The sequence below is a fragment of the Dehalococcoidia bacterium genome, assembly GCA_025060295.1.
Taxonomy (GTDB): domain Bacteria; phylum Chloroflexota; class Dehalococcoidia; order Lucifugimonadales; family HRBIN23; genus HRBIN23.
In genome coordinates, this window is record JANXCH010000011.1 from 25,170 (window position 1) to 37,725 (window position 12,556).

Consider the following 12,556-nt stretch of genomic DNA (forward strand, 5'->3'; position numbering starts at 1 on the left):
GGCATGCCCACGCCCTGGAAAGTGCCCTACATTGACTACCCCACCGCCTTCCGCAAGATGGAGGGCGAGATTATGGAGACCATCCGTCAGGTGCTGGCGGGGGGCGACCTTATCCTCCGCAAGCACGTGGAGGCTTTTGAGGCGCACCTGGCTCAGTTCGTGGGCACCCGCTACGCCATTGGCGTCAACAGCGGCACCGATGCCCTTCATCTCTCCCTACGGGCTGCGGGCATCGGTCCAGGCGACGAGGTTATCACCGTCTCCCACACCTTTGTGGCCACGGCCGCTGCCATCCACCACGCCGGCGCTACCCCCGTCCTGGTGGACATCGGCGACGACCACAACATGGATGTGGGCAAGGTGGAGCGGGCTATTACCCCCCGCACTAAGGCCATTATCCCCGTCCACCTCAACGGGCGCCTGTGTGCGATGGACGCCCTGATGGCCATCGCCCAGCGCCACAATCTACTGGTCATTGAAGACGCCGCCCAAGCTTTGGGAGCATCCTATAAGGGACGCAAGGCCGGCTCCTTTGGCATCGCCGGATGCTTCAGTTTCTACCCCGCAAAAATCCTGGGGGCCTTTGGCGACGCCGGCGCCGTCGTAACCAACGACCCCCAGATCGCCCAGAAGGTGCGCTGGCTCCGCAACCACGGGCGCACCGAGGATGGGGATGTGGCCCTCTTCTCCTTCAATAGCCGACTGGACAACCTCCACGCCGCCATCCTAGACCTCAAGTTGAAGTGGGTTCCCGAGTGGATTCGCCGCCGGCGGGAACTGGCCCGCCTGTATCACCAGCGTTTGGCTGATCTCCCCCAGGTGCACCTGCCCCCGCCCCCTGTGGAGGAGGGACCCTTCTTTGATGTATTCCAGAACTACGAGATAGAGGCTGAGCGGCGCGATGCCCTGGTGGAGCACCTCAAGGCCCAGGGGATAGAGGTGATGCTCCCCTGGGGAGGGAAAGCGGTGCACCACTTCAAGGCCTTGGGCCTTTCCCACTACGCCCTCCCCAAGACCGACGCCGTGTTCCGGCGCGTGCTGATGCTCCCCATGCACCCCGAACTGACCGACCAACAGGTGGAGTATGTCGCCCAAAGCATCCGCGCCTTCTACGGGCGCTAAGCCCGCCGACTACACCCCCGTTACCGAGCGCCCCGGCCTTAGGAGCACGCCGGAGGCCCTTTCCATGCTCGTAACCCGCTACGCCGTGGCGGCGCGCCACGCCCAGGGCAAAGAGGTATTGGAGGTGGCCTGCGGGGCGGGGATGGGGCTGGGATGGCTGGGCAAGGTAGCCAAGCGCCTGGTGGGGGGCGACTTCACTCGCCCCCTCCTCCGACAGGCTCAGGCCTATTACAAAGGCCGTGTGCCCCTGGTGCAATTGGACGCCCACGCCCTCCCCTTTCGCGACGCCAGTTTTGACCTGGTCATCCTCTACGAAGCCATCTACTACCTGGCGCGCCCCGACGCCTTCCTCAAAGAGACGCGACGTGTCCTGCGCCCTGGAGGTATGCTTCTAGTGTGCTCCGCCAATCGGGAGCGCCCCGGCTTCGTCCCCAGTCCCTTGAGCGTCCGCTACTATTCGGCACGTGAACTGGTTGACCTCCTGCAGGCACACGGCTTTGCCGTCCAGGTGTTCGGAGCTTTTCCCGCCGCTGAAGGGAAACGGGAAGGCCTTATCAACCTGGCCCGCAAAGCGGCCTCCACCGTCAACCTCATCCCTGGCTCCCTGAAGGCGCGGGAGATCCTCAAACGCATCGTTTATGGCAAGTTGGTGCCCTTCCCCAACGAGGTCTCGGACAAAGATGCCCCTGTAGCCGACCTGGTCCCCCTTGCGCCTGTGGGGCCCACTCCGCACTACAAGGTGCTTTACGCCCTCGCGCGTTTATCGTAAACAATACCCACGCAATGCCGGTGGCCACTGCTACTGAATCCATGAGTCACCCCCAGCCAACTACCCCACTGAAGAGCCTCCCTTACGTCTCCGCCATCATCCCTTGCCGCAACGAGGAGCGTCATATCGCCGACTGTCTGGACTCTATCGTCGCCAACGACTACCCCAAGGAGCGCCTAGAGGTGCTGGTGGTGGACGGGCAGAGCACCGACCGCACCCGCGCCATCGTGCAGGACTACGCCCGTCGTTACCCCTTCATCCGCTTGCTGGACAACCCCAAACGCATCATTCCCTCCGCCATGAACATCGGCATTCGCTCCGCCCGGGGCGAGGTGATCATGAAGATGGACGCCCACTCCACCTATGCCCCCGACTACATTCGCCGGTGTGTGGAGGCCCTCCTGGAGTATGGTGCAGATAACGCCGGGGGACGCCTCGTTCACACCCCTGGGGCCAACACCCTCACGGCCCATGCCATCGCCCGCGCCCTGATGCACCCCTTCGGAAGCCTGAACAGCTTCTTCCGTGTCGGCTCCCCCGGACCCCGCTGGGCCGACACCGCCGCCTTCGGGTGCTACCGACGGGAGGTCTTTGAGCGCATTGGCCTCTTCCGCGAAGATTTGACCCGCAGTTCCGACATTGACTTCAACCGACGGCTCCTGCGCCAGGGTGGGAAAATCCTGTTAGTGCCTGCGGCGGTGGGCTACTACCGTTCCGACACCACCTTGGGGAAGTTTTTGCGGCATAACCTCTCCGACGGCTTCTGGGCCACCTACCCCTTGCGGTTCGGGACTGCCTTACGCCCCCGCCACTATGCCCCCATCGGCCTCTTGACCCTGTTCCTGGGGCTGGTAGCCTTGGGGGTGTGGCGTCCTCTTCTGGGCGTGCTCCCCGCCCTTATGCTGGGGGGGTATGCCGCCATCTCCCTGACCGTCGCCGTGCGCACCGCCCTGCGGGAGAAGCGGGCGGGCTATGTAGTGGCCCTGCCCCTGGCCTTCGCCATACGGCACGCCGGCTATGCTTTAGGCTCCATCGCCGGCCTGGGGCGGGCGGTGGCCTCTGTGGAGTTTTGGCGCACCTGGCTGGGGCGCCGACAAAGCGAAAGATGACGTCCCCCAACGTCTCCAAACGCCGTGTGCTCATCGCCGGGGCGGGGGAGGCCGGGTCCCGCGCCGCGCGGGAGATGCTCCGCCACCCCGAAGGCGGCCTGGTGCCCGTCGGCTTTCTGGACGACGACCCCCTCAAGCAGAACCAGACCATCGCCGGCCTGCCGGTGCTGGGGCCAATAGACGCCCTCCCCACCGTTGCCCGTCAGGTGGCAGCCGACGAGGTGCTCATCGCCATGCCCTCGGCACCCGGGCGGGTCGTGCGCACCATTGTGCACCTGGCCCAAGGCGTGGGATTGGGCTATCGCATCCTCCCCGGCACCTACGATATCCTGACGGGACGCGTAGAGGTTTCCCCCATCCGCAATGTGGAACTGGAGGACCTGCTGCGCCGCGAGCCGGTGCATCTGGACTTGGCAACCATTGCGAGCTACCTGCAGGGACGGGTCGTGCTCATTACCGGGGCAGGAGGATCCATCGGCAGTCAAATCCTGCGGGAAATTGTGCCCTTCCAGCCGCGGCAAGTGCTCCTGGTGGGACACGGCGAAAACAGCCTGTTCACCCTGGAGGAGGAGATCTCCTTCCGTTGGCCTCACCTCCCCAATCGCCTCTTGGTGGCCGATGTGCGCGACCAGGAACGCATGGAGCACCTGTTCCGCGTCTATCGTCCGGCGGTGGTGTTCCACGCCGCGGCCCACAAGCATGTGCCCCTGATGGAGCACAACCCCGATGAGGCCGTGTTCAACAATGTGCGGGGCACACACATCGTCGCCGAGTTGGCCCTGCGCTATGGCGTGGAGCGCTTCGTCAACATCTCCACCGATAAGGCCGTCAACCCCACCTCGGTTATGGGAGCCACCAAACGGGTAGCCGAGATGGTCGTCGCCTGGCTATCTCGTCGCGCCCAGGAGGGACAGGCCTTCGTCTCCGTGCGCTTTGGGAATGTGCTGGGCAGTCGGGGGAGCGTGGTGCCCCACTTTCAGAAACAGATTCGTCGTGGAGGCCCCGTTACCATCACCCACCCGCAGATGACCCGCTACTTTATGACCACCTCCGAGGCTGCCCAACTGGTGGTGCAGGCGGGAGGCTTGGCAGAGAACGGCGCCCTGTATGTGCTGGATATGGGTGAGCCTGTCCGCATCGTGGATCTGGCCCACGACCTCATTCGCCTATCGGGGCTGGAACCGGGAATAGACATAGAAATCGTCTTCATCGGCCCCCGTCCCGGAGAGAAACTGCACGAGGAGCTGTGGTCGGCCGAGGAACGGGTCAGCCCCTCCCCCCATCCGAAAATCTTGCGTGTCTCTTCCCCTCAACCCCCGCCCCACTTCGCGCATCTCCTGGAAGCGCTTTTCCAGACAGCACGCGAACGGGACTACCCTGCCATTCAGGACGCCCTGAAACAGCTGGTGCCATCCTACCAGCCTGCATCCCCACAAGTTGCCACCCCTTGATTGCGCCTGTGTTACAGACCCTCCTTTGGGCAAGGGACGCTGGCACACTGCAGCCCCGTGTGGTATAGTAAAGTGTTTTTAAGGAGCAACCCATGACCGAGCCCACACCCCAAGTGCTCCCCCGTGAAGCATCCCCCGAAGAGGAGGTGCGGTCCCTCCTCCGGCGCATCATCACCGTCGTCATCAACTGGTGGTGGGTCATCCTTATCCCACCCGTTCTGGCGGGCGTGCTTACCTTCCTCTTCCTCTCCCGTCAGACCCCCATCTATCAGGCCACCTCCCTGGTTCTGGTGCAGCAGGCCTCCCCCTCTCCCCTAGTAACCTCTGGCGACCTGGTTACGAGCGCCCAGTTGGCGGGCGTCTACCGCGACCTGGTAACCACCCGTCCCGTGCTGCAACGGGTAGTGGAGCAGGCCCAACTCCCCTATGGCCCGGACGCCCTAGCCGGCAAGGTGCGGGTCAGCGCCCGCCCGGGCAGCCAAATCTTGCGCATCTCCGTGCGGGATTCCAACCCCCAGGAGGCAGCCCGCCTCGCCAACATCCTGGCCGATGTGTTCATCACCAAGACCCAGGAGGATCGCCTCGCCCACATCGCCCGCCTTCAGGCAGCCGCCCAGTCGCAAGGGGTAGGCGACCCCTCCTCTTTGGCCCAGGCGCAACTGCTGGCCATGGGCACCCTTATGGTGATTGAGCCGGCCCTCCCCCCCCGTCGACCTGTGGCCCCCGCCACGGGACGCCTCACAAGCCTCGCCGTGCTCTTAGGAGCCCTTCTGGGTATCGTCGGAGCCTTCGCTATGGAAGCCCTCAACAACAAGGTGCGCACCCCCGAAGAGGTTGAGGCCCTTTTGGGTGTCCCCGTATTAGGCACTGTCTTTCTCTGGAAAGAAAAAGAGTACGGCTCCCGCCCCATTTGGGGGCGCGACCGCCCCAAGTCCACCCTGGCCGAGTCCTACCGCCAGGTGCAGGCCAACACCCAGTTCGCCCTGGCCGCGCACCCCAACGCCAAGACCCTCCTCATCACCAGCCCCACCGCCAACGAGGGGAAGAGCACCACCGCCGTTAACCTGGCGGTGGCCTTTGCCCAGGCCGGCCTGCGGGTGCTCCTTGTGGACGCCGACCTACGCCACACCGACCTGCACCGCTGGTTCGGCATCTCTAACGAACGGGGTCTCTCCAATCTCCTGGCCGATGCAAACCTGGCTCCCGCCTCCCTCGTGCAGGAGACGGGGATAGAACGCCTCCGCCTCCTTCCCGCGGGGCCTACGCCCCCCAACCCCGCCGAACTCCTCTCCCTGCCCCGCGCCCAGCAGGTCTTTCAGGCCCTGGAGAGCCTGGCCGACATGGTGCTGATAGATGCCCCCCCTGTCATCCCCGTCTCCGATGCCCTGCGCCTGGCCCGCTTCGCCGACGGCGTCCTACTGGTGGCTAACCCCCGTGTTACCGTGCGGGAGGCCCTGCTCCAAGCCTATCGGGCCATCCGCCAGACGGGGACACCCGTGCTCGGGGCCATCCTCAACGGTTTCTCGGTCCCCCGCTTCCGCTACTACGGCTATGGCTACCGCTACGGCTACTACTATTACTACCACTACGGCTACTACGGCTACGGGACGGATGGGGATGGCCTTTCCCCACGCCCCAAGGGCGTGTTCGCCCGCCTGCAAAAGGCCCTGGGCATGGGGCGGAAACATCGCTCCTCCCGGCGCACCTCTTAAAGGCGTTGCTTTGAGGCTAATCTCCACTACAGCGCCCCACGCCGCCCTACCGGGCACACACCCCAGTCCATCTCGCAGCCCTTCTCCGCGTCTTTCCCATGGGAGCGTTTGTATGCTCTCCTTGCACCGTTCCCCCCTTCATCCTGATGCAAACCATTGACAAGGGTCAGGAGGTGCGATTGTGCCAACGCGTGTCCTGGTAACCGGCGCCGGCGGTTTCATCGGGCACCACCTGGTCAAACTCTTAGTGAGTAAGGGCTACTGGGTGCGCGCCGTAGACATCAAACCCCCGGAGTTCGAACCCTCCCCTGCGCACCAGTTCGAAATCTTAGACCTGCGCCGCTGGGATAGTTGCCTCATCGCCACCCGAGGCATAGAGGAGGTCTATCACCTGGCTGCCGATATGGGGGGCATAGGCTACATTACTGCCTACCACGCCGAAGTGGCCCGCAACAACACCCTCATCAACGCCCATATGCTGGAAGCCAGCCGGCTCAACGGCGTCTCCCGCTTCCTCTTCTCCAGTTCCGCCTGCGTGTATCCCCAATATTTGCAAAAAACCCCCGACGTTACGCCCCTCAAGGAGGAGGATGCATATCCCGCCGACCCTGAAGAGGGCTACGGGTGGGAGAAACTGTTCGCCGAAAAACTGTGCCAATACTATCGCGAGGACTTTGGTCTCCAGACACGCATCGTCCGCTTCCACAATGTCTACGGCCCCTTGGGCACTTATGAAGGAGGACGGGAAAAGGCCCCCGCTGCCATCTGCCGCAAGGTCGCCCTTGCCCCCGATGGCGGGGAAATTGAGGTGTGGGGCGACGGCAAGCAGACCCGTTCCTTCATGTATGTGGACGACTGCGTGGAGGGCATCTACCGTATCATGCGCTCCGATTATCCCCATCCCCTGAATTTGGGCACCGACCGCCTAGTAACCATAGACGAATTGGTGGATATCGTCTGCGCCATCGCCGGCAAGCGCCTGCGTAAGCGCTACGACCTCTCCAAGCCCCAAGGCGTGCGCGGACGCAACAGCGATAACACCCGCTTGCGCCAGGTCCTGGGGTGGGAACCGTCCATCCCCCTGGAGGTGGGGCTGGAGCACACCTACCGCTGGATAGAAGATCACCTGCGTAAGGCCGGACGCATTCCCACCTTACCTGTCCGCGCCTAATCCTGCCATGCGTGCCCTGGTAACCGGGGGCGCAGGTTTCATCGGCTCCCACCTGGTGGACCGCCTCGTGCGGGAAGGCTTCCAGGTGGCTGTGGTGGACAACCTCTCCACAGGGCGTCGGGAATATGTGCATCCCGACGCCTCTTTTTATCCCCTCGACATCCGCTCCCCCCGCCTTGAGGAGGTCTTCCAGGCCCATCGCCCCCAAGTAGTCTTCCACCTAGCTGCCCAGGTGAGTGTAGTGAGATCCCTGGAGGACCCTGTGGAGGATGCGTCGGCTAACATCCTCGGCTCCCTGAACCTCCTCGCCCTGTGTCGGCGCTTCGGTGTGGAGCGTTTCATCTACAGTTCCACTGGCGGCGCCGTTTATGGCGAGCCCCAGTACCTCCCCTGTCCCGAGACCCACCCGATTGTCCCCCTTTCCGCCTACGGAGCCAGCAAGTATGCGGTAGAGGTCTACCTCCCCTTATTCCGTGCCCTCACCGGCTTCACCTATACCGCCCTGCGCTACAGTAATGTCTATGGTCCCCGCCAGGACCCCTACGGCGAAGCGGGCGTGGTGGCCATCTTCTCTCGACGCATGCTGGACGGACAGGAGGTGGTCATCTACGGCGACGGCACCCAGGAGCGGGACTTCGTGTATGTGGAAGATGTGGTGGAATCCAACATCCTGGCCTTACGCCAAAGGGTGAGCGAGGTGTATAACATCGGCACGGGCACGGGCACCAGCGTCAACGCCCTCTTCCAGCATCTGGCGCGCCTCACCGGCTATCAGCGCCCCCCGCGCTATGCCCCCCCACGCCCTGGGGAGGTCTACAAAATCCGGCTGGATGTGCGCAAGGCCCAAAACGGTCTAGGCTGGACACCCCAAACCGACCTGGAACAGGGCCTGGAGCGTACCGTCCACTTCTTCCGCACGGGGCGTCTATAATAGGGACAGGTGGTGTGCTGTGGCGGTTCAGGTCCAACGGCTGCGTTTCACCGTGGACGAATACCATCGCCTCGCCCAAGCGGGTATCCTGGGCGAGGACGACCGCGTAGAACTCCTGGACGGGGAGATCCTGGTGATGGCCCCTATCAGCAGCCGCCACGCCGCAGCAGTGAATCGCCTCAACGCCCTCTTCTCGGCTCTGGTGAGGCGGCAGGCTGTGGTCGCCGTCCAAAACCCCGTGCGCCTCAGCCTCTACTCGGAACCCCAGCCCGACATCGCCCTCCTGCGCCCCCGCCCCGACTTCTACGCCTCCGCCCACCCCCAGCCCCCCGATGTCCTCCTCCTGGTGGAGGTAGCCGACGCCTCCCTCCCCTACGACCGGGAGGTCAAACTCCCCCTCTACGCCCGTGCCGGCATCCCCGAAGTGTGGCTCGTCAACCTCGCCAGCGACACCGTAGAGGTCTACCGCTCCCCCTCCCCCCAGGGCTACGAGGACGCCCACACCCTCCCCCGCGGCCAGCGCCTCTCCCCGCATCTCCTCCCCCAGGTCTCCGTAGCCGTAGAGGACATCCTGGGGTAAGGCGACAGGGGGGTATGCCGTGGCGGTCCAGGTCAAACGGCGGCGCTTCACCGTAGAGGAATACCATCGCCTCGCCCAAGCGGGTATCCTGGGCGAGGACGACCGGGTAGAACTCCTGGACGGGGAGATCATAGTGATGGCCCCTATCGGCAGCCGCCACGCCGCAGCAGTCAAACGCCTCAACGCCCTGCTGACGCGTCATGTGGGCACACAGGCCATCGTGGGTGTGCAGGACCCTATTGACCTGGGAGCCTACTCCGAGCCCCAGCCCGACCTGGTTCTGCTTCGCCCCCGCCCCGACTTCTACGCCTCCGCCCACCCCCAGCCCCCCGATGTCCTCCTCCTGGTGGAGGTAGCCGACGCCTCCCTCCCCTACGACAGGGAGGTCAAACTCCCCCTCTACGCCCGTGCCGGCATCCCCGAAGTGTGGCTCGTCAACCTCGCCAGCGACACCGTAGAGGTCTACCGCTCCCCCTCCCCCCAGGGCTACCAGGAGACTTGCACCCTCCGTCGCGGCCAGACCCTCTCCCCCCTCCTACTCCCCCAGATCTCCCTCGCCATAGAGGACATCCTCGGCTGATCCCCCCGCCTGCTACCCCTCGCGCAGCGCCTTGTCCAAGTCCTCCAACAAGCGCTTCGCCCTGGGGCTTACCTTCTTGGGAATCTGCACCTGGATATGCACCACCAGGTCGCCGCGCCGTCCGCCGTGCACATCGGGCACCCCTTTCCCCTTGATGCGTAGCGTAGTCCCGTGGGCGGTGCCCGGCGGAATGGTAACTTTTTCCTTACCCCCGTCCAGCAGAGGCACCTCCACAACACCCCCCAATACCGCCTGAGGGATCGTGATCCCCACCTCCACAGCCAGGTCGTTCCCCTCCCGTCGGAACAGAGGATGCGGCTCCACCTCGACCGTTATGTAGAGATCCCCTGCCCGTCCCCCGTTCCTGCCCGCGTTGCCCTCCCCGGCCAAACGCACCTGCATCCCGTTCTCCACCCCGGCGGGGATGCGCACCCGCAGGGTGCGCTTCTGCCGCACCACCCCCTGCCCACGACACTCCCCACACGGGGAGGGGATAACCTTCCCTTCCCCCCCGCAGGTGCCACAGGTGACCACCTGCACAAACTGTCCAAAGATACTGGCATAGGAACGGCGCACCTGGCCCGTCCCCCGACAGTTGGCACACGGGGCTGGGCGCGTGCCCGGGGCACACCGACTCCCCTGACACGCCGAACACACCTCAAGACGGGTTACGCTCACCTCTTTCTCCGCACCGAAAGCCGCCTCCGCAAAGGACAGGGTCAGGTGAGCGGACAGGTCTGCCCCCCGCGCCGGCCCCGCCCGCTCCCGCACCCCCAGCCCCCCGAAGAAGGCCTCAAAGATATCCCCCAAGCCCCCCGTAATATCCACACCTTCAAACCCCCGGGCCATCGTCCCCTCTAATCCCATATGCCCGTAGCGGTCATAGAGGGCCCTCTGCTGGGGGTCACTGAGCACCTGATAGGCCTCGTTGATCTCCTTGAAGCGCTCGGCGGCCTGGGGGTCTTTATTGCGGTCGGGGTGCCACTCCAGGGCTAGCCGGCGGAACGCCTTACGGATATCCTCCTCCGTAGCGTCCCGGGGCACACCCAGCACCTCGTAGTAATCCCGCTTGGTGGTGGCCATAGGTCTTCCCAGGGGTTATTATAGCCCTTCGGGGCGAGGGGTTTATCCCCCCTGTGGCGGGGGTGGTGGCTCCCCCGCAGAGGCATGGGGCGGGGGCGGCTTCCCTGCCCCCACCAGCACCAGAGCCGGGCGCAACAGGCGCCCGTGCAGGCGATACCCCCGCTGGACCACCTGGACCACCTTCCCCGGCTCCCCCTCCACCTCCCGCAGGGCCTGATGGCACGAGGGGTCAAAAGGCTTCCCCTCCGCCTCCACCTCTGCCACCCCGTGCGCCTGGAGCACCGCCACCAGGCGTCGGTAGATCAGATATATCCCCTCTATCCAGGTGAAAGCGCGCAAGGCGGGGGGAAGGGCGCCCAATGCCCGCTCCAAGTCGTCCACCACCGCCAGGAGATCCAAAACGATACCCGCAGACGCAAACTTAAGCAGTTCCCGCCGCTCCTGCTCCACCTGGCGGCGGTAGTTGGCCAGGTCAGCTTCGGCCCGCTGCCAGTTGGCCAGCAGGCGCTCCGTCCGCGCACGCAGCTCGGCCACCTCCTGCTCCAGGGCCTGGGGAGCACCACTCGGAGTGGGGTTCTCCACACCATCCCTCCGGGCAACGGATGCAACCGTCAACTCCACGAGGGCTTGGGGTGCAGGGAGGCCACCAACTCGGTCAAAAGGGTGGCGATGTAGCCCACCCCGGCCACTGCCTGGGGATAGGCCAGACGCATAGGAGCCACCAGGGCCAGGTAACCCTGGGATGCGGAGGGCGTCCCATACGGGGCCACCACCACGCTGAAGGGATGGAGGGCATCCTCGGGGTTCTCGTCGCCGATGACCAGCCGCATCCCCCTCTCCGGCGCCAGAGAAAGGATAGTCTGGGTTAAGCGCCCCCCCTCCACCATCCTTACCAGGCTCCGCACCTGGGACAGGCTGGCCACATCGGGATGGCTTAACAGGTACGCCAACCCCTCCGTGGCCCATTCCACCGCGTCGTCGGCCTCGGCCCGCTTCAGAATGCGCAAAACTGCACGGATAACTCGGCGCTCAAAGGGGGAGAGGCGTCCCACAAGCAGGGCAATTTCCTGGCGTCCCCGTCCGCTTATCAGGGCTGTCAGGCGTGACGCCACCTGCTCCAAAGTGTGGGGGGCAACGGGCTGCTCCAGGGGGAACAGTTCCTTGCGAACCTCGGCATCCTCCAGCACCACCACCAGCAGGGCCACCAAGTCCTCCAGCGCTACCAGGTCCAGATGGCGTAAACGCACCGGCTTCACCCGCGGGAGGATGCTCACCGCCAAGCCGCGCAACAAATCGGCCAAACTCTCGGCCGCCAAGCGCGCCCACACCTCCACATCCCTGTCAGCGGCGGTGAAACGCTTGCGCAGGCGGGTCTTGACACTCTCGGACAACTCCGCCGGCTCTGCGAGATACTCCACATAGTAGCGGTAGCCTCGGGGAGACGGCACACCCCCTGCCGAGGGATGGGGGCGACGGATATACCCCTCCTCCTCCAACACCGCCATCTCGTTGCGCACCGTCGCCGGGCTGACCCCCAAGCCGTGCTGACGCACGATGGCCTCCGAAGGCACCGGCTGGCCTACGGCAATATAGGTCTGCACAATGGCCTTCAGCACCGCCCGACGGCGAGGAGTAAACACCGCAGACATAGCCCTATCCCACACCCCCTTCTGAGGGCACTCTAACACTGGGAGAAGGGCATGTCAAGGCGAGGGCCACACGCTGCACAGCCACCATTGGCAGGAGCGGAGGGATTTGAACCCCCGACCACCGGTTTTGGAGACCGGCGCTCTCCCGGGCTGAGCTACGCTCCTGCACCCCCGTTGTCCCCGCCCCTGGAGGGACTCGAACCCCCGACGCCCGCCTTAGGACGGCGGCGCTCTATCCTCTGAGCTACAGGGGCATTGGTGGAGATAGGGGGGCTCGAACCCCCAACCCCGGCGATGCGAACGCCGTGCTCTCCCAGTTGAGCTATATCCCCACGGGGCCATGCCTATCATACCCCCTCCCCTTCCCCCTGTCAACCACCCTGTGAGAACACTGCGCCT

General features: G+C 64.7%; 12 protein-coding genes and 3 tRNA genes. 9 read left to right on the top strand and 6 right to left on the bottom strand.

Annotation, left to right across the window (positions count from 1 at the left end; genetic code table 11):
- Positions 1-3: 3 nt before the first annotated feature.
- The 9 genes from NZ951_05190 (at position 4) to NZ951_05230 (ending at position 9,425) form a co-directional block, all read left to right on the top strand.
- Positions 4-1,122: a DegT/DnrJ/EryC1/StrS family aminotransferase gene (locus NZ951_05190; GenBank protein MCS7207316.1), complete on the top strand. Its 1,119-nt coding sequence runs from the start codon at positions 4-6 to the stop codon at positions 1,120-1,122.
- A complete protein-coding gene (locus tag NZ951_05195; protein ID MCS7207317.1) occupies positions 1,085-1,891 on the top strand; it encodes a class I SAM-dependent methyltransferase in 807 nt (268 codons plus the stop codon). The genes NZ951_05190 and NZ951_05195 overlap by 38 nt, the downstream gene beginning before the upstream one ends.
- Before the next feature lie 41 nt (positions 1,892-1,932).
- Complete coding sequence (locus NZ951_05200; GenBank protein MCS7207318.1) at positions 1,933-3,000, top strand: glycosyltransferase family 2 protein; 1,068 nt, start codon at positions 1,933-1,935, stop codon at positions 2,998-3,000.
- Positions 2,997-4,451 (top strand): polysaccharide biosynthesis protein, encoded by a 1,455-nt coding sequence (locus NZ951_05205; protein MCS7207319.1) that lies wholly within the window; start codon positions 2,997-2,999, stop codon positions 4,449-4,451. Before NZ951_05200 ends, NZ951_05205 begins: the two co-directional genes overlap by 4 nt.
- Before the next feature lie 92 nt (positions 4,452-4,543).
- Positions 4,544-6,163 (top strand): polysaccharide biosynthesis tyrosine autokinase, encoded by a 1,620-nt coding sequence (locus NZ951_05210; GenBank protein ID MCS7207320.1) that lies wholly within the window; start codon positions 4,544-4,546, stop codon positions 6,161-6,163.
- Positions 6,164-6,344: 181 nt separating this feature from the next.
- A complete protein-coding gene (locus NZ951_05215; GenBank protein ID MCS7207321.1) occupies positions 6,345-7,334 on the top strand; it encodes an NAD-dependent epimerase/dehydratase family protein in 990 nt (329 codons plus the stop codon).
- Positions 7,335-7,341: 7 nt separating this feature from the next.
- Positions 7,342-8,265 (top strand): NAD-dependent epimerase/dehydratase family protein, encoded by a 924-nt coding sequence (locus NZ951_05220; protein MCS7207322.1) that lies wholly within the window; start codon positions 7,342-7,344, stop codon positions 8,263-8,265.
- Between the two features lie 19 nt (positions 8,266-8,284).
- The gene (locus NZ951_05225; GenBank protein ID MCS7207323.1) at positions 8,285-8,845 is read left to right on the top strand and encodes a Uma2 family endonuclease; all 561 of its coding nucleotides are present in this window, start codon (positions 8,285-8,287) and stop codon (positions 8,843-8,845) included.
- 19 nt (positions 8,846-8,864) lie between these two features.
- Positions 8,865-9,425 (top strand): Uma2 family endonuclease, encoded by a 561-nt coding sequence (locus NZ951_05230; protein MCS7207324.1) that lies wholly within the window; start codon positions 8,865-8,867, stop codon positions 9,423-9,425.
- 12 nt (positions 9,426-9,437) lie between these two features.
- Here the strand turns inward: NZ951_05230 and dnaJ are convergent, their stop codons facing one another.
- From dnaJ to NZ951_05260, 6 genes are all read right to left on the bottom strand, one after another.
- On the bottom strand, positions 9,438-10,508 hold the full coding sequence (gene dnaJ / locus NZ951_05235; GenBank protein MCS7207325.1) for a molecular chaperone DnaJ: 1,071 nt from the start codon (positions 10,506-10,508) through the stop codon (positions 9,438-9,440).
- Between the two features lie 42 nt (positions 10,509-10,550).
- Positions 10,551-11,090: a nucleotide exchange factor GrpE gene (locus NZ951_05240; GenBank protein ID MCS7207326.1), complete on the bottom strand. Its 540-nt coding sequence runs from the start codon at positions 11,088-11,090 to the stop codon at positions 10,551-10,553.
- A 29-nt stretch (positions 11,091-11,119) separates the two neighbouring features.
- On the bottom strand, positions 11,120-12,157 hold the full coding sequence (hrcA, locus tag NZ951_05245; GenBank protein MCS7207327.1) for a heat-inducible transcriptional repressor HrcA: 1,038 nt from the start codon (positions 12,155-12,157) through the stop codon (positions 11,120-11,122).
- An 88-nt stretch (positions 12,158-12,245) separates the two neighbouring features.
- Positions 12,246-12,322 (bottom strand) — tRNA-Trp (locus NZ951_05250).
- 16 nt (positions 12,323-12,338) lie between these two features.
- Positions 12,339-12,411 (bottom strand) — tRNA-Arg (locus tag NZ951_05255).
- 2 nt (positions 12,412-12,413) lie between these two features.
- Positions 12,414-12,489 (bottom strand) — tRNA-Ala (locus NZ951_05260).
- Positions 12,490-12,556: the final 67 nt, after the last annotated feature.